Genomic DNA, 22,715 nt, shown 5'->3' with positions numbered 1-22,715 from the left:
ATTTTAGACAATTTCTTTGACCTGGGCGGCGATTCGATCAAGGCGATTCAAATCGTGTCGCGTGCGTTCCAGGCAGGATACAAGCTGGACATGAAGGATTTGTTCCGCTATCCCATCGTCGCAACCTTGGCACCGCATATGCACGAGGTCAGTCGTATGGCAGATCAGGGAGAAGTGAGCGGAGAAACGGCATTGCTTCCGATCCAGCATGAGTTCTTTGCGCAGGCCCAAGTGGATGCGCATCACTTTAATCAGGCCGTTATCCTGCACCGGGAGCAGGGCTTTGACGAAGCTGCGCTGCGTCAGGCGCTTATCAAACTAGCAGAGCACCATGATGCTCTGCGGATGGTGTTCAGCAAGACCGAGCAAGGCTATAAAGCATGGAACCGCGGAATACAGGAAGGCGAGCTGTATCATCTGGACGTGCTGGACTTTAGGGATTTGACGGATAAAGCCATACTCAGCGCGGCAATTGAGGCGAAAGCCAATGAAATTCAAAGCAGCATCCAACTGCAAGAAGGACCGCTGTTAAAGGCGGGTTTGTTCCACTGTGCAGATGGGGACCATCTCCTGATGGCGATTCACCATTTGGTCGTGGACGGGGTATCCTGGCGTATTTTGTTTGAGGATTTGGCTACTGCCTATGAACAGGCCGTTCATCAGGAAGTGCTTCAGCTGCCGGACAAAACGGATTCATTCCGTTCCTGGTCACGAAAACTTTCCACCTATGCGAATAGCACAGCCATGGACAGTGAACACGCCTATTGGGAGCAATGGAACGCAGCGGCTTTGTCTGACCAAGTACGTTTGCCTGAGGATCAAGCGCAGGCTGAGCCCTTTACCTTGGCTGACACCGATGCAGTGGTCGTCCAGCTTACGGAGGAAGAGACATCAAAATTATTGAAGCAAGCACACCGCGCATATAACACGGAAGTGAACGATCTGCTTCTGACGGCACTGGGCATGATGCTGTACACGTGGACGGGTCATGAACGCAGCCTGATTAGTTTAGAGGGACACGGGCGTGAGAACATTTTGCCGGGTACGGACCTTTCTCGTACGGTAGGCTGGTTTACGAGTCCATATCCGGTATTGCTGGACGTTGGTTGTGATCATGCTTGGTCGGAACGCATCAAACAGGTCAAAGAGAGCCTGCGCCTTATTCCGAATAAAGGAATGGGCTACGGAATCTGGAGATATTTGAGTGAATCCGGCCAAGCCGTTGGTCAGCAAGCAGGTGTGCTGAACCTTGGTCAATATCAAGATTTTGCCGAGCCACAAGTAAGCTTTAACTATCTCGGACAGCTGGATCAGGACTTACAAAACAGCGATATGCGTAGGTCTCCTTACTCAATTGGATCGATCGCTAGTGACCGGACGAAGATGAAATATGCTCTCGATGTGAGCGGGATCGTAACGAACGGCATCCTGAAACTGGACATTCGGTATAACGGCAAAGCCTTCCGTAAGGACACCGTCCACATGCTAGCCAATCTGCTGAAATCCAATCTGCTTGAGATGATTGAGCATTGTGTCACACGGGAGCGGACTGAATTGACTCCAAGTGATGTATTGCTAAAAGGTCTGACCCTGGAGCAATTAGATACGATTATCGAGCAGACCAAGACGGTTGGGGAATTGGAAAATGTGTATCCCTTGACCCCTATGCAAAAGGGGATGCTGTTCCATAGTTTGATGAATGCAGAAACAGGCGTGTATTTTGAACAGGCGACCTTTGATCTGGAGGGGTACTTTGAACCGTCCCTATTCGAGGAAAGTCTGAAGCTGCTGGTTAGCCGACATGCTATATTACGGACGAATTTCTACAGCGGCTGGTATGGTCAACCGTTGCAGATTGTCTATCGTCATAAAAATCCGAGCTTCCGTTATGAGGATGTCAGAGGGCGCGAACACGCTGTAGCTGAATTTGTGGCCCAGGATAAAGCTCGAGGCTTTGATCTAAGCAAGGATGCGCTCATGCGCGTAGCCGTCTTCCGCACGGGTGAAAGCTCATACCGTTTTGTATGGAGCTTCCATCATATTGTGATGGACGGATGGTGCCTGTCCCTGATGACGGACGAAGTGTTTGGGGCGTATTTGGCCCTGCTGGAGCACAAGCAGCCAGACCTCGCACCTGTCAAGCCGTATAGTGACTATATCGAATGGTTGGAACATCAGGATGCACAGGAAGCGACCCGTTATTGGAGTGACTATTTGGCAGGCTTTGAGCAGCGAACCTTGTTGCCTGGTGAGAACGCGCAAGCTTCTGTCGTCGCACGGGATAAAGAACCGGACAGAAGTGGTGAAAGTTCAAATGCCGGCTATGTTTTGGAAAAGCTGCCATTTAGGTTGGGCAAGGAGCAGAGTGCCGCATTAAACCAAATGGCCAAGCAGCAGCACGTCACGATTAACACATTGCTGCAAAGTGTGTGGGGTGTTATTTTACAGCAATACAATAATAATCAGGATGTTGTGTTTGGTGGTGTGGTATCCGGTCGTCCGGCAGACCTTCCAGGCGTGGAGAACATGATCGGTTTGTTTATCAACACGATTCCAGTACGCATTTGCAGTGCACCGGATGCTACATTTGCTGAAATATTGCAGCGCACCCAGGAACAGGCTTTGGCCTCCAGTGTCTATGATACGTTCCCGCTATACGATATCCAGGCACTGACTGAACAAAAACAAGACCTGATTCATCACATTATGGTCTTTGAAAACTACCCGATCGGGCAGCAGATGAAGCAGATGGGCGGTTCTGACGAGACAAGGTCACAGACGGACTTCTCGATTGCCAATGTGGCACTTGCCGAGCAAACCAACTACGATTTCAACCTGATTGTCGTGCCTGATGAGGATATCTCTATCCTGCTTGAATACAATGCTCAGGTGTATAGCCGGTCTGCCATGCAGCGTATCCGGGGTCATATCGACCATGTCATCGGACAAATTGTGGACAATCCGAATATCCGAGTGAATGAGCTGGAATTGGTAACACCGGAAGAACAGGCACAGCTCGTTCAGGTCTGGGGGGATACGGCGGCAGCCTATCCGCAGGATCAAACGCTAAGTGCACTGTTCGAGCAGCAGGCAGCGAAAACACCGGATCAGGTGGCAGTATTGTGCGGAGCGGAATCGTTGACCTACGCTGAGCTGAATGAGCGTGCCAACCGTCTCGGACGTACTTTGCGTGCAGAAGGCGTCCAACCTGATCAGCCCGTGGGCATTTTGGTTCAGCGTTCGCTGGACATGATCGTAGGCATTTATGCGATCCTCAAGGCAGGCGGAGCTTATGTACCCATCGATCCGGACTATCCAGCGGACCGCATCCGCTTTATGCTGAAGGATTCGGGTGCGAAGCTGATACTGACGCAGTCGCATCTGGCAGAGCAAGCATCGCTGAGTTTCAACGGCCAGGTGCTGGTGTTGGATCGCGAGGACATTTACCACGAAGACGGCTCGAATCTGGAGCCACTGGCTGGGCCACACCATGTAGCCTATGTCATCTATACCTCCGGCTCCACGGGAAAACCGAAGGGCGTGATGGTGGAGCATCATTCCGTGCTGAACCGGATTTTGTGGATGCATGATCGGTACGGCTTGAGTGCGGAAGATACGATCCTGCAAAAGACGGCCTTCACGTTCGACGTGTCGGTGTGGGAGCTGTTCTGGTGGTCGCTGTTCGGCTCGAAGGTGAGCTTGCTGTCGGTAGGTGGGGAAAAGAACCCGGAAGACATCGTCGATACGATTGCCCGCGATGGCGTGAGCACAATGCACTTTGTACCTGCCATGCTGCATGCGTTCCTGGAGTACGTGGAGCAGCAGCCACGGGAAGTGATGCAAACGAAGCTGGGCACGCTGCGCCACGTATTTGCCAGCGGCGAAGCGTTGCCGCCACAGCATGTGGCCCGGTTCCAGCGGCTGGTGTCGAGCTTGGCCGGAGCGAAGCTGGTTAATCTCTACGGCCCGACCGAAGCGACGGTGGACGTATCGTACTTCGATTGCGAGCCGGATGAGGAATATGGAGTTATTCCGATCGGGAAGCCGATTCAGAATATTCGTCTGTACATCGTGAAGGAAGGTACGGAGCAATTGCAGCCGATTGGGGTTGCAGGTGAGCTGTGCATCGGCGGTGTAGGTGTAGCCCGCGGCTATCTGAATCGTCCAGAGCTGACGGCCGACAAATTCGTAGCCGACCCGTTTACAGGCGGGGAAGCAGGCTATGAACGGATGTACCGCACAGGTGATTTGGCGAGGTGGATGCCGGACGGGAACATTGAATATTTGGGCCGGATCGACCATCAAGTCAAAATCCGGGGGTACCGGATTGAGCTGGGCGAGGTCGAATCGCAGCTGCTCCAAATGGAATCGGTACGAGAAGCTGTGGTCACGGCGCGTGCGGATGAAACGGGACAAAAACAAATGGTGGCGTACTATGTCGCCGGGCAAGAAATGGGTGCCAGTGAGCTGAGAAGTGAGCTGGGCCAGGAGCTACCAAGCTACATGGTGCCGTCGTACTTTGTACAGCTGGAGCAGATGCCGCTGAGTCCAAATGGCAAAATTGACCGCAAAGCCCTGCCAGCACCGGAAGGCAGCCTGCAAAGCGGAACGGATTATGCAGAGCCTCGTACCGCGCAAGAACGGGCTCTGGTAGCGGTCTGGCAGTCGGTACTGGGACTGCAGACTGTCGGTATTTCGGACAATTTCTTCGATCTGGGTGGCGATTCCATCAAGGCAATCCAAATCGCATCCCGTGCGTTCCAGGCCGGTTATAAGCTGGACATGAAGGATTTGTTCCAGTATCCAACGGTTGCAGCACTGGCACCGCATATGCATGAGGTCAGTCGTATGGCAGATCAAGGAGAAGTGAGCGGGGAAACCGCTTTGCTTCCGATCCAGCATTGGTTCTTTGCGCAGGAGCGCGAGCGTCCGCAGCACTTTAATCAGGCGGTCATGCTCTATCGTGCCAAGGGCTTTGATGAAACGGCGGTTTGCCGGACCATGGATCATATAGTGAAGCATCATGATGCGCTTCGTACGGTTTTCCGTCAGGCTTCATCCGGTTACGAGGCTTGGACACGCGGTGTAGATGAAGGCGCATTGTATACGCTGGAAACCGCAGACTACCGTGAACAAGTAGCCTATGCGGAAGCGCTGGAAGCGAAGGTAAATGAAATTCAAAGCAGCATTCACCTGTCCGAAGGGCCTCTGGTCAAGCTGGGATTGTTCCGCACAGCCGAGGGCGATCATTTGCTCATAGCCATTCACCATTTGGTGGTGGACGGGGTGTCGTGGCGAATTCTGTTTGAAGATTTCTCGACAGGCTACGAGCAGGCGATCAAAGGTGAGCCTGTACGATTGCCCTATAAAACGGATTCCTTCCAAACATGGGCACGGAAGTTGTCGTCTTACGCCAACCGTCCAGAGGCTGCATCGGATGAAGCCTACTGGCAGCAGCTGGAACAGGCCAAAGCGAAAGCGGCACCGCTGCCTAAGGATTTCGCCTACGAAGGCTCCTTGAATGCAGACAGCGAAGTGCTGACGGTGGAGTGGACCGAGGCTGAAACCCAGCAACTGCTAAAGCAGGCCCATCGCGCCTATAACACCGAGGTCAATGATTTGCTGTTGACCGCGTTAGGATTGGCGATGCACAACTGGACAGGCGCCGGACAGGTGCTGGTGAATCTGGAGGGACATGGCCGGGAAGCAATCCTGCCAGAGGTGGATATTACACGTACAGTAGGCTGGTTTACGAGCTTGTATCCGGTGCTGCTGGACACAGATGTCAACCTGACGCTGGCCCAGCGGATTAAAGAAACGAAGGAAGGTCTGCGCCGCATTCCGCATAAAGGGCTGACCTATGGCACATGGCGCTACTTATCTCCTGCGTCTGCATCAGGTGAAGCGCAGGCGAGTGCAGAAGAACCGGAAATCAGCTTTAACTACTTGGGACAGGTCGATCAGGATGTGCAAAACAGTGGAATCACATGGTCATCCTATAGCGCAGGGGAGACAGAGGATGCCCATTCACCGCTGCAATATACGCTGGATTTGAATGCAATGATCTCGGAAGGCACGCTGCGCTTGACGATCGCTTACAGCCGTAAGCAGTATCGCCAAGAAACGCTGGAACGTGTGGCAGGACTGCTGCAATCCGCTTTGCAAGAGGTGATTACGCACTGTGTCGCTCAGGAACAGCCGGAGCTGACGCCGAGTGATGTGTCCTTCAAAGGTCTGACGACTGGAGAACTGGAACAAATCGCGGAACAGGCGGCACATATCGGTGAGCTGGAAAATGTATACGCGCTGACGCCGATGCAAAAGGGGATGCTCTTTTACAATCTGATGGACTCGCAATCAGGAGCTTACTTTGAACAGGCCTCCTTTGATCTGCAGGGACATTTTAATATCGCTGCATTTGCGGCAAGTTTGGATATATTGGTGCAGCGGCATACGGTGCTGCGTACGAACTTCTACAGTGGCTGGAAAGATGAACCACTGCAGGTCGTGTATCGGAATAAGCGCAGCGAACTGTATGTAGAGGATTTGCGGGATATGGAGCAAGAGCGGCAAAACGAGTACATCCTCGAATATACGCGCAAAGACAAGCAAAGAGGCTTTGATCTGGCGCAAGATGCTTTGATGCGTGTGGCTGTTTTGCGCACAGGTGAGGATGCGTACCGTTTTGTATGGAGTTTCCATCATATCGTGATGGACGGCTGGTGCTTGTCGCTGGTGACAGGCGAAGTGTTTGCGAGTTATTTTGCGATACTGGCTCATAAGCAGCCTGAACTGGCCCCTGTAACGCCGTACAGTCAATATATTGAATGGCTGGAACAGCAGGATCGTCAGGCTGCATCAAGTTACTGGAGCAAGGTTCTGGAAGGATATGAGGAACAGTCCCGCCTGCCACAGGCTAAAATGCAGGGCAAAACGGAATATCAGGCAGAGCGTTTGGATTTCGACTTGGGCGCGGATCTAACGGCTGGCATTCAGCGCGTAGCCAAGCGTTATCAGGTAACGATCAATACGTTGATGCAGACCGTTTGGGGCCTGTTGCTGCAAAAATATAATGGTACAGATGATGTGGTGTTTGGCAGCGTGGTATCTGGACGTCCGGCAGACATTCCGAATGTGGAGCACATCATTGGTCTGTTTATCAATACCATTCCTGTACGCATCCGCAGTCAAGTGGACAGCTTATTCTCAGACGTGATGAAGCAAACCCAAGAGCAATCGATTGCTTCCCATGCCTATGATACGTACCCGTTGTATGAAATTCAGGGGCTATCGGAGCTTAAGCAGGATTTGATCAATCATATTCTTATTTTTGAGAATTATCCGGTAGAGGAACAATTGGAGCAATTAGGCAACGGTGATGAGTCCAGCTTCAGCATCACCGGAGCCGAGTCTGTCGAGCAGACCAACTATGACTTTAACCTGGTGGTACTGCCGGGGAACACCATTCATATGAGCTTTGGGTATAATGCGCTGGCCTTTGAAAGGGAAAGTGTAGAGCAAATTCGAGGTCATCTAGTGCAGCTGCTGGAGCAGGTGACAGCGAAGCCGGACATTCGCGTGCATGAGCTGGATATGGTAACCACGCGGGAACGTGAGCAAATCGTTGAGGCTTGGGGTAATACTGCGGCAGCATATCCAAGCGAGCAAACGATCCATGGCTTGTTCGAGGCGCAAACCGCGCGGACGCCGGAGCAGACAGCATTGTTCTTCGAAGGAGAGCAATTAACCTATCGTGAGCTGAATGCACGCGCCAATCGTTTGGCTCGTACCTTGCGTAGTCAAGGCGTGACGAAAGATCGTCTGGTGGGTCTGATGACTGAGCGTTCGGTGGACATGATCGTAGGTATCTTCGGGATTTTAAAAGCCGGGGGTGCATATGTCCCCATCGATCCGACCTATCCAGAGGAGCGTATCCGCTACATGCTGGACGACTCGGGTGCGAAGCTGCTGTTGACGCAAAGCCATCTGGTGGACAAAGCCGCTATCGACGGTCACGTGCTGGTGTTGGATGGGGAGCAAACGGTGTACCACGAGGATGGTTCCAATCTGGAGCCGTGGTCCGGTCCGAACGATCTAGCCTATGTGATTTATACGTCAGGGACCACGGGGCAGCCGAAGGGCGTGATGCTGGAGCATCACGGGCTGTGCAATCTGAAAACGTATTTTGATCAGACACTCAAGATCCGTACGTCGGATCATGCGTTGCTGTTCGCCAGCTATTCGTTTGATGCGGCTTGCTGGGAAATCTTCCAGGCACTGTTCTGCGGAGCCACACTGTATGTACCAACGTCAGAGACGATTTTGAACTACGAGCGGTTTGAGCAATATATGGCGGATCATCAGATCACCGTGGCCGCTTTGCCGCCGACCTATGCGGTGTATCTGGAGCCGGAACGGATGCCAAACCTGCGTATTTTGTTTACGGCCGGTTCTGCATCTTCTACAGAATTGGTATACAAGTGGAAAGATCAGGTGGCGTACTACAACGGCTACGGTCCCACCGAAAACTCGGTGGCGACGTCCATCTGGCCCGTATCCGAGGATGAGAGAGCCGGACAGCTGATTTCTATCGGACGCCCTGTGCCGAATCACCGGGTATACATGGTGGATGTGCATGGACATTTGGCTCCGGTAGGCGTAGCGGGTGAGCTGTGCGTGGCCGGTCCGGGTCTGGCCCGGGGTTATCTAGATCGTCCAGAGCTGACGGCTGAGAAATTTGTATCGAACCCGTTTGCGGCTGGGGAAGCCGGCTATGAACGAATGTACCGTACGGGTGACTTGGCGAGATGGATGCCAGACGGCAACATCGAATACTTGGGCCGGATCGACCATCAGGTGAAAATCCGGGGCTACCGGATCGAGCTGGGCGAGGTCGAGGCACAAATTTTGAAAGTGGAGGACGTACAAGAGGTCATCGTACTGGCCCAGGCGGACGAGCAGGGGCAAAACCAACTGGTGGCGTACTATGTTGCTGAACGGGAAGTAAGCGCTGGTGAGCTGCGTAGCTTACTGGGTGAGGAGCTACCAAACTACATGGTGCCTTCGTATTTCATCCAGCTGGAGCAGATGCCGTTGACACCGAACGGTAAAATCGACCGCAAGGCCCTGCCGGCACCAGGAGGCAGCCTGCAAAGCGGAGCGGATTATGCAGAGCCGCGCACAGCGCTGGAGCAGACTTTGGTTTCGATTTGGCAGGCTGTATTAGGAGCGAAGAGAGTCGGAATTCTGGATAATTTCTTCGATCTGGGCGGCGATTCGATCAAAGCAATCCAGGTATCCTCCCGTTTGCTGCAAGCGGGCTACAAGCTGGACATGAAGGATTTGTTCCAATATCCATCCATCTCGCTGCTGAGCGGTCATGTTCACAAGGTCAGCCGATCAGCCGATCAGCGGGTGGTTTCGGGGGCAGTTAGATTGACCCCAATACAGCAATGGTTCTTTGGACAATCCTCAGCAGAGCCACATTATTTCAACCAGTCGGTGATGCTGTATAGAGCGCAAGGCTTCGATGAAGCCGCATTGCATCAAACGGTGACCAAGGTAACTGAGCATCATGATGCGCTACGTATGATCTTCCGTCAGACCGAACAGGGCTATGAAGCGTGGAATCGCGGTTTGGACGAAGGCGAGCTGTATCGTCTGGACGTTGTTGATCTGACGGATGTGCAAAACATTACAGATGTTGCAGCAGCAATTGAAATGAAAGCCAATGCCATCCAAAGTTCCATTCGTCTGGACGAAGGACCGCTGGTGAAGCTGGGACTTTTCCGCTGCATGGATGGAGATCATCTACTGATTGCCATTCACCATTTGGTCATAGACGGGATTTCGTGGCGAATTGTGTTTGAGGATTTTGCCACGGGATATGAGCAGGCCGTGCGGGGAGAAGCGATTCGCCTGCCTTATAAAACGGACGCTTTCTCCGCTTGGGCAGAGCGGTTGTCTCAATATGCGAATAGTCCGGCGATCGAAAATGAACGCGAATATTGGCAGCGTCTTGCCCAAATAGAAATTGCATCGTTGCCTAAGGATCAAGAAAGAGCGGAAGGGCAGCATTTTCTGATCAGAGACAGTGAGACTGTGACTGTGGCTTGGAGCGAGCAGGAAACACGGATGTTGCTTCAAGAAGTACACCGTGCGTACCACACCGAGGTCAATGATCTGCTGTTAACCGCACTCGGCACAGCGGTATATAACTGGAGCGGTCAGGAGCGTGTGCTGGTCAATCTGGAGGGACATGGCCGGGAAGCCATTGTTCCAGATATCGACATCACGCGTACCGTGGGCTGGTTTACGAGTCAGTATCCGGTGCTGCTGGATGTGGACGGAAAGGCAGCAGTCGGGCAGCGAATCAAGCGGGTGAAGGAAGACCTGCGCCATGTGCCGCATAAGGGTATTGGCTACGGCATTTTGAAATATATGTCTCAGGAAGATGCTAATTCTTCATGGACCCTGCAACCTGAAATTAGCTTTAACTATTTAGGACAATTTGATCAGGACTTGGAAAATGGGGATATCACGCTGTCTTCACATCCAGGTGGAGAGCCGATGAGTGACCATACCGTTCTGGAGCATCCGCTGAATGTGAACGGAATGATTACAGCGGGCGCGCTGACACTGGAAATTCGCTATGACAGTAAGGTATATCATCAGCAAAATGTAGAAAAATTTGCGCAGTTGCTGCAGGAAAGCTTGCAGGAAGTGATCGCTCATTGTGTCTCCAAAGAGCGGAGTGAGCTAACACCAAGTGATGTATTGTTCAAAGGCTTGACGCTTGGTCAGCTGGAACAATTGACAGAGCAAACAGCTTCTGTGGGCGAGCTGGAAAATGTATATGCTCTTTCGCCTATGCAGAAGGGGATGCTGTTCCATAATCTGATGGAGCCGGACTCAGGCGCCTACTTCCAGCAAGCCTCGTTTGATCAAAAAGGCAGCTTTGATGTTGAAATTTTCCGCAAGAGTCTGGATGTACTGACACAGCGTCATGAAGCGCTGCGAACGAATTTCCATATGTTTGAGACAGGACACAGTCAGGAGCCATTGCAGATCGTATTCCGTCACAAAGATAGCGACCTTTCCTTCCAGGATATACGGGAAATGCAGGAAGCGGAGCAACAGGCGTATATCCAGGCGTTTAAGCTAGAGGACCAGGCTAGGGGCTTTAATCTCGGTACGGATGCACTCATGCGCGTACAGGTATTGCAAACAGATGAAGAAACGTATCATTTGGTCTGGAGCTTCCATCATATTGTTATGGATGGCTGGTGCTTATCGCTCGTTACGGGTGAAGTGTTTGGTACGTACTTTGCGCTGCTGGAGCAGAAGCAGCCGGAGCTTGCTCCTATCACACCATATGGCCAATATATCGAATGGCTGGGGCGTCAGGATGAGCGTGCAGCAAAAGAATATTGGAGCAGCTATTTGGCCGGCTTTGAACAGCAGACGTTGTTACCTGGATCGGATACTTTATCGAAAGACCAAGCGGCAGATAGCAGGGATCATACGGTATCCACTACAGCAAGTGAAACCAGCGAGTATATTTCTGAAAAAATAACGGTAGATCTGGATCCAACGTGGAGCGAAGCCATACACCGGATTGCGAAGCAGCAGCAGGTCACGATTAATACGCTGATGCAGAGCGTGTGGGGCCTTATTTTGCAGAAATATAACAACAACGAGGATGTTATTTTCGGTAGTGTCGTATCTGGACGTCCGACGGATATTGCTGGCGTAGAGCATATGATTGGTTTGTTCATTAATACGATCCCGGTGCGGATTCAAAGTGAACGGAATGCCACTTTTGTGGAAGTGATGCGGAAAACGCAGGAACAGGCACTGGCCTCGGGAGCCTATGACAGCTTCCCGCTGTATGAAATTCAGGCGCTGACGGAGCAGAAGCAGAACTTGATTAACCACATTATGGTATTTGAGAATTATCCGGTAGAGGAGCAAGTTGAGCAGCTTAGTGAAGTTCGTCCGTCCGCTTTTGAAATTACGAATGTAGAGGTTGTCGAGCAAACGAATTATGATCTGGACTTGATTGTGATGCCAGACGAAACCTTCCGCATCATGTTCAGATACAACGCCAATGTATACGATCGGTCTACGATAGAGCGAATGCAGGGACATGTACTGCATGTCATCGAGCAAATCGTGAATAATCCGTATATCCGTGTGAATGAACTGGAATTGGTAACACCAGAAGAACAAACACAGATCGTTCAGGTCTGGGGGGATACGGCGGCAGCTTATCCGCAGGAGCAGACGTTAAGTGCGCTGTTCGAGGAACAGGCGGCACGAACACCGGATCAGGTGGCGGTGCTGTTTGGAGCAGAGACGTTGACCTACCGCGAGCTGAACGAGCGGGCGAATCGTCTGGCGTGGACGCTGCGTGCGGAAGGAGTGAAACCGGATCAGCCAGTAGGCATTCTGGTACAGCGCTCGCTGGACATGATCGTGGGCATCTATGCGATCCTCAAGGCAGGCGGAGCCTACGTGCCGATTGATCCAGAATATCCGGCGGACCGGATCCGTTTCATGCTGGAGGACTCGGAAGCGAAGCTGGTGCTGACGCAATCGCATTTGGCTGAACAGGCGTCGCTGAGCTTCGACGGCAAGGTGCTGGTGTTGGATCGTCCGGTGCTGGGTGGCAAGGACATGTACCACGAAGACGGCTCGAATCTGGAGCCACTGGCGGGTTCGCATCATGTAGCCTATGTTATCTATACCTCCGGATCCACCGGGAAACCGAAGGGCGTGATGGTGGAGCACCATTCCGTGCTGAACCGGATTTTGTGGATGCATGATCGGTACGGCTTGAGTGCAGAAGACACAATCCTGCAAAAGACCGCCTTCACCTTTGACGTATCGGTGTGGGAGCTGTTCTGGTGGTCGCTGGTCGGCTCGAAGGTGAGCTTGCTGTCGGTAGGCGGAGAAAAGAACCCGGAAGACATCGTCGATACGATTGCCCGCGATGGCGTGAGCACGATGCACTTTGTTCCCGCCATGCTGCATGCGTTCCTGGAGTACGTGGAGCAGCAGCCACGGGAAGTGATGCAAACGAAGCTGGGCACGCTGCGCCATGTGTTTGCCAGTGGAGAAGCGTTGCCACCACAGCATGTGGCCCGGTTCCAGCGGCTGGTGTCGAGCTTGGCCGGAGCGAAGCTGGTCAATCTCTACGGCCCGACCGAAGCGACGGTGGACGTATCGTACTTCGATTGCGAGCCGGATGAGGAATATGGAGTTATTCCGATCGGGAAACCGATTCAAAATATTCGTCTGTACATCGTGAAGGAAGGCACGGAGCAATTGCAGCCGATCGGGGTTGCAGGAGAACTGTGCATCGGCGGTGTAGGCGTAGCCCGCGGCTATCTGAACCGTCCAGAGCTGACGGCTGAGAAATTCGTATCTGATCCGTTTGCAGGCCGGGAAGCAGGCTATGAACGGATGTACCGTACAGGCGATTTGGCGAGATGGATGCCAGACGGCAACATTGAATATCTGGGCCGGATCGACCATCAAGTCAAAATCCGCGGGTACCGAATTGAGCTGGGCGAGGTCGAATCGCAGCTGCTCCAAGTGGAATCGGTACGAGAAGTCGTGGTCACGGCGCGTGCGGATGAAACGGGACAAAAACAAATGGTGGCGTACTATGTCGCCGGGCAAGAAATGGGTGCCAGTGAGCTGAGAAGTGAGCTGGGCCGGGAGCTGCCAAGCTACATGGTGCCGTCGTACTTTGTACAGCTTGAGCAAATGCCGCTGAGTCCAAATGGCAAAATTGACCGCAAAGCCCTGCCAGCACCGGAAGTCAGCCTGCAAACCGGAGCCGATTATGTCGCACCGCGGACGTGGGTGGAAGTGAAGCTGGCACAAATTTGGCAGGATGTGCTGGGTCTCACGCAGGTCGGCGTGAAGGAAAACTTCTTCGAGATTGGCGGACATTCGCTGCGGGCGACGACACTGGCCTCGAAGATTCACAAGGAGCTGAACAAGCCGCTTCCACTACGCAGTATTTTTGAAGCACCAACGATTGAGCAACTAGCAGTCGTACTGGAAGGTCTCGATCAAGTAACATATGCGTCCATTCCGGTAACGGAAGAACGCAATTTCTACCCGTTATCTTCGGCGCAAAAACGACTGTATGTATTGTATCAGTTCGACCCGAATGATGTGAATTACAACATGCCGTCGGTGCTGCAAGTGAGCGGTCCGCTGGACGTAAATCGGGTGGAGGAAGTATTCCGTCAATTGATCGCCCGTCATGCAACCTTGCGTACCCGCTTTGAGCTGGTGGACAATGAGCCGATGCAATGGGTTGAGGACACCGTGCCGTTCAAAGTGGAATATACGAAGGTACAAGCAGAGCGTGCAACTACGGATACAGATCAGGACACAGCTACAGCTACGGACACGACCGTCAGCCAGGAAGCACAAGAACGGGTACGACAGTTTGTGCGTCCGTTCGATCTGAAAGCTGCACCGCTGCTGCGGGTAGGCTTGGTGGATCTAGACGTACAAGGAGCAGAGCAGGCATCCCAGCATCTGCTCATGCTCGACATGCACCATATCGTTTCGGATGGTGTGTCGATGGAGGTGCTGACCGATGAATTTGTCCGCTTGTATGGCGGTGAAGAGCTATCACCATTGCGGATTCAGTACAAAGACTATGCGGTATGGCAGCAAAGCGAAGCCCATCAGGAGTGGATGCAGCGTCAGAAAGCGTACTGGCTGGGTACCTTCCGGGGCGGCGTGCCTGTGCTGGATCTGGCAACCGACTTTGCCCGTCCAGCGGTGCAGAGTACGGCAGGGGATACGATCGAATTCGGACTGGAGCGTGAAGTTAGCGAACGCCTGAAAGAACTGGCTTCGCAAACAGGTTCAACCTTGTATATGGTGCTGCTGGCGGCGTACACCACGCTCTTGCATAAATACACAGGCCAAGAAGATATCGTAGTCGGCACGCCGATTGCTGGAAGACCGCATGCGGAACTGGAGAGTCTGGTAGGTGTCTTCATCAACACGCTGGCAATCCGCAATTATCCGTCTAGCGACCAATCGTTCCTGGATTATCTGCAAGAGGTGAAGGAGCATGCGCTCAGTGCTTATGAGCATCAGGACTATCCTTTTGAAGAGTTGGTTGAAAAGCTGAATTTGACGCGGGATACGAGTCGAAATGCGCTGTTTGACACGATGTTTGAGTTGAAAACATTGGAGCAGCAGGAGTTGCAGCTAGAAGGTCTGACCCTGAATTCATATCCGCTGGAAAATCATACGGCCAAATTTGATCTGAGCTTGGATGCAATAGAGCAGCCAGAAGGCATTCTGTGCCGTCTGGAATACAGCACGGCGCTATATAAGCCTGAGACGATTGCGCGATTGGCGCAGCATTTTACCGAACTCGTACGTGCAATTACCCTGCATCCACAACAGCCACTGGCAGCTTTGGATATGGTACCTGCCGAGGAAAAAGCACAAATCATCTACGGTTTTGGAGATGTGGGGGTATCGGATGTTGCTGTAGTCGAAGCAGGAGCCTTATTCCATACCTATGTGGAAGAACAGGCACAGCTTGTGCCGGATCGCGTGGCGGTGGTGTACGAGGAGCAGCAGCTTACGTACCGGAAAATGAACGAGCGCGCGAACCAATTGGCGCGTAGATTACGAAATGAAGGTATCGGACGCGAATCGATTGTCGGCATTTTGAGCGAACGCTCGGTGGATATGCTGGTCGGCGTATTGGCGGTATGGAAAGCCGGAGGTGCATATGTACCGTTAGATGCGGATTATCCGTCCGAACGTATTCGTTTCATGCTGGAGGACAGCGGTGCGTCGGTGCTGCTGACGCAAATCGGCTTGCAGGAGCGCGCGCAGGCATGGCTGGAGGAAAGCCGACAGGCCTTGGCCGGAGGGCAGTCTGAGGTCGAGTTGGGAACAGTAGCTGGCGCTGAAACGATGGAATCAGGTACTCTCCATGGAACCCTGAATGGAACAGCAGATTCGCCACCTGACAGCGAAGCAGCATCCGAATCCGCAGCGAACGTGCGTCTGCATACCGTACTGGCGTTGGACGATGAGTCGCTGTACATCGGAGATACCACAGACGTCGATCACATCAACGAACCGCAGGATCTGGCATATGTGATCTACACCTCCGGGACAACAGGACGTCCGAAAGGGGTCATGATTGAGCATCGCAGTTTGGTGAATACGGCTGTGGCGTATCGCCGGGATTACCGTCTGAGCGAGTTCCCGGTACGACTGCTGCAGCTGGCGAGCTTCTCCTTCGACGTCTTCGTCGGGGATATCGCGCGGACGCTCTATAACGGCGGCACGATGGTCATTTGTCCGAAAGACGATCGGATTGATTTTAGCCGATTGTATGGCTGGATTCGCGATTACCAGATTACCGTATTCGAATCGACTCCGGCCCTGATCGTACCGTTTATGCAGCATGTGCATGAACAGGGGCTGGACATGAGCAGTCTGGAACTGCTGATCACCAGCTCGGATAGCTGCAGTGTGACGGATTATCGTTTGTTACAAGAACGGTTTGGCGCAGATATCCGCATTATGAACAGTTACGGCGTCACGGAAGCGGCGATTGACTCCAGCTTCTACGACGAAGAATTGTCGAAGCTGCCAAGCAGCGGCAATGTGCCGATTGGCCAGGCGTGGCTGAACGCCCGCTTCTACATCGTGGACAGCCAGCTGAATCCGGTGCCGATCGGCGTACTGGGTGAACTGTGCATTGGCGGAACCGGGGTGGCACGAGGCTACCTGAACCGTGCAGACCTGACCGCCGAGAAATTCGTAGCGAATCCGTATATACCGGGTGAACGATTGTACCGCACAGGCGATTTGGCGCGGTGGATGCCAGATGGCAATGTGGACTTTATCGGCCGGATGGATGATCAGGTCAAAATCCGGGGCTTCCGGATTGAACTGGGCGAGGTGGAAGCACAGCTGCTGACCGTGGACGGTATTCAGAAAGCCATCGTCACCGCCTGGGAAAACGAAGACGGAGACAAGGATTTGTGTGCGTATGTCGTAGCCTCTGAAGCGCTGAATTTGCCCGAGCTGCGCAACCTGCTGCAGCCCAAGCTGCCGGGTTATATGATCCCGACGTATGTTGTACAACTGGATCAATTCCCGCTGACACCAAACGGGAAAATTGACCGCAAAGCGTTGCCTGCACCGGAAGCGCGCCTCGAAGGAGGCACAGCGTACGTGGCACCGCGGACACTGCTGGAAGAGCAGTTGGTACGTATTTGGCAAAGTGTTCTGAATCATCCGCAGATCGGTATTAAGGACCATTTCTTTGAAGTCGGAGGACATTCTCTGCGCGCGACAACTCTGATGGCGAAAATCCATCAGGAGCTGAATTACAAGCTGGCGCTGCGAGATATTTTCCAATATCCGACGATTGAGCAACTGGTACAGGTGATGGGAGAAGTTCAGACACAGCAAACGTATGTATCCATCCCTGTTGCGGAGGAACGTGCATATTATCCGGTTTCCTCGGCGCAAAAACGGATGTACGTGCTGAGTCACCTGGAAGGCGGAGAGGTTAGCTACAATATGCCAGGCGCTTTGATCATTGAAGGTTCCTTGGATAAAACGCGACTGGAGCAAGCCTTCCGCCAGCTGATTGCCCGTCATGAAGCCCTGCGAACCCGATTCGACATGGTGGATGGTGAGGTGATTCAACGGATTGAATCGGGCGTCGCATTCAACGTGGAGCATGTGCAGGCAAGCGAAGAAGAGACCCAGCAGTACGCACAGGACTTTGTACGTGCATTTGATCTTGCACAAGCACCGTTGCTGCGGGTTCAGTTGGTGGAAACCGGACCGGAGCGTCACGTCATGTTCTATGACATGCACCATATTATTTCGGATGGCGTGACTGAAGGAATTATCGTGCAGGAGTTCTCTCAATTGTATGAAGGCAAGGAACTGCCGCCCCTGCGCATCCAGTACAAGGACTATGCGGTTTGGCAGCATGCCGATATGCAGAGTGAACGTCTTCGTGAGCAGGAAAGCTACTGGCTGAACACGATGGCTGGTGACATTCCAGCACTGGATATGCCAACGGATTTTGCAAGACCAGCCGTACAGCGTCTGGAAGGAGCGCGATTGGAATTTGCGATCAGCCTGGAGGACAGCGAGCAGTTGAAACAGCTGGCCGCGCAAACGGGATCGACCTTATACATGGTGTTGCTAGCAGCATATAGCACGCTCTTGCATAAATATTCGGGGCAGGAGGACATCATCGTCGGCACGCCGATTGCCGGAAGACCGCATGCGGAACTGGAGGGCTTGGTAGGCGTATTCCTCAACACGCTGGCGATCCGCAATTATCCGGCTGGCGACAAAACGTTCCTGGATTACTTGCAAGAGGTCAAAGAGCATGCGCTCAGTGCTTATGAACATCAGGAGTATCCTTTTGAAGAACTGGTTGAAAAGCTGAATTTAACGCGGGATACGAGCCGGAATGCGCTGTTTGACACGATGTTTGAGTTGAAAACATTTGAGCAGCAGGAGTTCGAGCTGGAGGGTCTGACCTTTAAAACGTATCCGACGGACAATCATACGGCCAAATTTGATCTGACCTTGGATGCAGTGGAGCAGCCGGAAGGCATTCTGTGCAGTCTGGAATACAGCACAGCGCTGTACAAGCCTGAAACCATCGGGCGATTGGCACAGCATTTTACCGAACTCGTACGTGCAATTACCCTTCATCCACAGCAGCCACTGGCAGCTTTGGATATGGTAACCGTCGAGGAGAAGGCACAAATCATCTACGGTTTTGGAGATGTGGGAGTATCGGATGTTGCTGCTGTTGAAGCAGGAGCCTTGTTCCATACCTATGTGGAAGAACAGGCGCAGCTTGTACCAGATCACGTGGCGGTGGTGTACGAGGAACAACAACTGACGTACCGCACACTGAACGAGCGTGCGAACCAATTGGCGCGTAGATTGCGGAATGAAGGCATTGGACGCGAGTCGATTATCGGCATTTTGAGTGAACGTTCGGTAGACATGCTGGTCGGCGTATTGGCGGTGTGGAAAGCTGGAGGCGCATATGTGCCGCTAGATGCAGACTATCCGTCCGAACGTATTCGTTTCATGCTGGAGGACAGCGGTGCGACGGTACTGTTGACCCAAATCGGCTTGCAGGAGCGTGCACAGGTATGGCTGGAAGAAAGCCGACAGGCCTTGGCCGGAGAGCAGACTGAGGGCGAGTTGGAAACAGCGGCTGGCGCTGAGACGATGGAATCAAGTACTCTCCATGGAACCCTGAATGGAACAGCAGATTCGCCACCTGATAGCGAAGCAACATCCGAACCGGCAACGGGGTTGCGTCTGCATACCGTACTGGCGTTGGACGATGAGTCACTGTACACCGGAGATACGGCAGACGTCGATCACATCAACGAAGCGCAGGATCTGGCGTATGTGATCTACACCTCCGGGACAACGGGACGTCCGAAGGGTGTCATGATTGAGCATCGCAGCTTGGTGAATACGGCTGCGGCATACCGTCGGGATTACCGTCTGAACCAGTTCCCGGTACGGTTGCTGCAACTGGCGAGCTTTTCCTTCGACGTGTTCGTCGGGGATATCGCACGGGTGTTCTATAACGGTGGAACGATGGTTATCTGTCCGAAAGATGATCGCATTGATCCAAGCCGTCTATATGGCTGGATTCGCGATTATCAGATTACGGTGTTCGAATCGACCCCGGCCCTGATCGTACCGTTTATGCAGCATGTGCATGAACAGGGACTGGACATGAGCAGTCTGGAATTGCTGATTACCAGCTCGGATAGCTGCAGCGTGACAGATTATCGGGTGCTGCAAGAACGATTTGGCGCAGATATTCGCATGATAAACAGCTACGGCGTCACGGAAGCGGCGATTGACTCCAGCTTCTACGACGAAGAACTGTCGAAGCTGCCAAGTAGCGGCAATGTGCCGATTGGTCAGGCGTGGCTGAACGCCCGGTTTTACATCTTGGACAGCCAGCTGAATCCGGTGCCGATCGGCGTACTGGGCGAGCTGTGCATTGGCGGAGCCGGGGTAGCACGTGGGTACCTGAACCGTGCAGACCTGACGGCCGAGAAATTCGTAGGGAATCCGTATGTACCGGGTGAACGACTGTATCGCACAGGCGATTTGGCGCGGTGGATGCCAGACGGCAATGTGGACTTTATCGGCCGGATGGACTATCAAGTCAAAATCCGGGGATACCGGATCGAGCTGGGCGAGATTGAAACGGCGATCCAGCGGGTGCCGGGCGTGCGTCAAGCGGTAGTCATCGACCGGACGGATGAGCGTGGACACAAGTATTTGTGCGGATACATCACGGGAGAAACCGAGCTGCGGATCGAGGAGGTACAGGCCGAACTGGAAGCCGGGCTGCCAGCGCATATGGTGCCGGCACGTCTGATGCGACTGGAGACGATCCCGCTGACCAGCAACGGTAAAATCGACCGCAAGGTCTTGCCGGAACCGGAAGGAAGTATTCATACCGGTGCAGCCTATGTGGCACCGCGTACCACGGTGGAACAAGTATTGGCCGCGGTATGGGCCGGGGTGCTTGGCGTGGAAACGGTAGGCACGCAGGATAACTTCTTCGAGCTGGGTGGCGATTCGATCAAAGCCTTGCAAGTATCCTCCCGATTGCTGCAAGCAGGTTATCGACTGGAGATGAAAGACCTGTTCAGTCATCCAACCGTGTCTGCCTTGGCACTGAAAGTGCAATCGGTGACCCGATTGGCGGATCAGAGCGAAGTGGTGGGCGCTGTGAAACTGACACCGGTGCAACAATGGTTCTTTGAGCAGAACCTGACGGATGCTCATCATCATAACCAGTCCATCATGCTGCATAGCAAGGACGGTTTTGATGAACCGGCCCTGCGCACGGCGATGGATCACGTCGTTAGCCATCACGATGCACTGCGTATCATTTTCCGTCCTAGTGAGCACGGATATGAAGCTTGGAACCGTGCGATTGGGGAGGGCGAGCTGTATACGCTGGAACGTATGGACTTCAGCCATGAGACTGAGGTGTCAGCGGCGATCGAGGCCAAAGTGAATGAAATTCAGGCGGGCATTCATTTAAGCGAAGGACCGCTGGTGAAGCTGGGGCTGTTCCATTGCCCCGATGGAGATCATTTGCTGATGGCGATTCATCACTTAGTGGTGGATACCGTATCTTGGCGCATTTTGTTCGAGGATATTACGACCGCCTATGAGCAGGCATTGAACGGACAAGCAGCTCGTCTTCCGCACAAAACGGATTCGTTCCGCACCTGGGCGGATGGGCAGTCTCAATATGCGAACAGTCCGGCCATGGCAGCAGAACTCGCATTCTGGAGGGAAATGGAACAAGGCGCATATCAGCCGCTTCCAAAAGACGAGTCCCCTTCTCATTCCTTCAATAGGGACAGCGAGAACATTACAGTTACGTGGACAGCTCAGGAAACGGAGCAGCTGTTAAAACAGGCGCATCGTGCCTACAACACGGAGATGAATGATGTGCTGCTTACCGCATTGGGACTGACGATTCATCGCTGGGCGGGCCTGGAACGAGTGCTCGTGAGCCTGGAAGGTCATGGACGGGAGTCCATTTTGCCAGAACTGGATATTACGCGCACCGTGGGTTGGTTTACGACCCAATTCCCGGTTGTGCTGGATATGAACGTGGGGCAAGACCTTTCACAGCGCATCAAACATGTGAAAGAAGGACTACGCCGCATTCCGCAAAAGGGCATTGGCTACGGTATGTTGAGATACCTGTCCGCAGCACGTGAGCAAGAGCGTTTTGTAACCGAACCTGAAATCAGCTTTAACTATTTGGGACAATTTGACCAAGATATGCAAAATCAATCCATTGGCGTATCTCCTTACGCTAGCGGTGCAGAGCTTAGCGCCCATGCAGCCAGATCGCACACGCTGGATATGAACGGACTGATTTCGGAAGGCGAGCTGCAATTGACGATCAGCTACAGCAAGCAGGAATATCGTCGTGAAACGATGGAGCAGCTAGCTGAAGAGTTTAGAATCAGTTTGCAGGAAATCATTGCGCATTGCATAAGCCGCAAACAGCAAGAGCTGACGCCAAGCGATGTCATGCTGAAACATGTAACCATGGCCGAGTTGGATCAGTTGGTAGAACGGACTCGTGACATGGGGGAACTGGAAAATGTCTATCCGCTGACGCCGATGCAAAAAGGCATGTTGTTCCATAGTCTGATGGATGCAGAGTCAGGTGCTTATTTTGAACAAACGACCTTTGATTTGCACGGACGCTTCCAAGCGGATATTTTCCAAGATAGCTTGAATCATTTGGCGCAGCGGCATGAGATATTTAGAGCTAATTTCATCAGCGGTTGGCAGGATGAGCCTGTGCAGGTCATTTTCCGCCGCAAGGATGTTGGTTTTAGATGTGAAGATTTGCGTCATTTGGATGAGCAGGAGCGTGACGCGTATGTGAAGGAATTTATTCGCAAGGACAAGGCAGCCGGGTTCGATTTGTCCCGGGATGCGTTGATGCGCGTGGCGATTTTACGAACAGGTGATGAGGATTATTATTTTGTGTGGAGCTCTCATCACATCTTGATGGATGGCTGGTGTGTGGCGTTAGTCACGGATGAGGTGTTTGAGGCTTATTTTGCAGCCGTGGAGCATAG

The 22,715-nt window shown here is 52.9% G+C and carries 1 protein-coding gene; it reads left to right on the top strand.

The window, feature by feature from the left end; translation table 11 throughout:
* Positions 1 to 22,715: non-ribosomal peptide synthase/polyketide synthase (locus ACUYLD_RS25180; RefSeq protein ID WP_446676207.1), on the top strand; the 22,715-nt coding region annotated here is incomplete at both ends.

The organism is Paenibacillus sp. SER-28, from assembly GCF_052906305.1.
The sequence above is the reverse complement of the archived record's forward strand: the minus strand, read 5'-3'. Positions and strand labels throughout refer to the sequence as shown.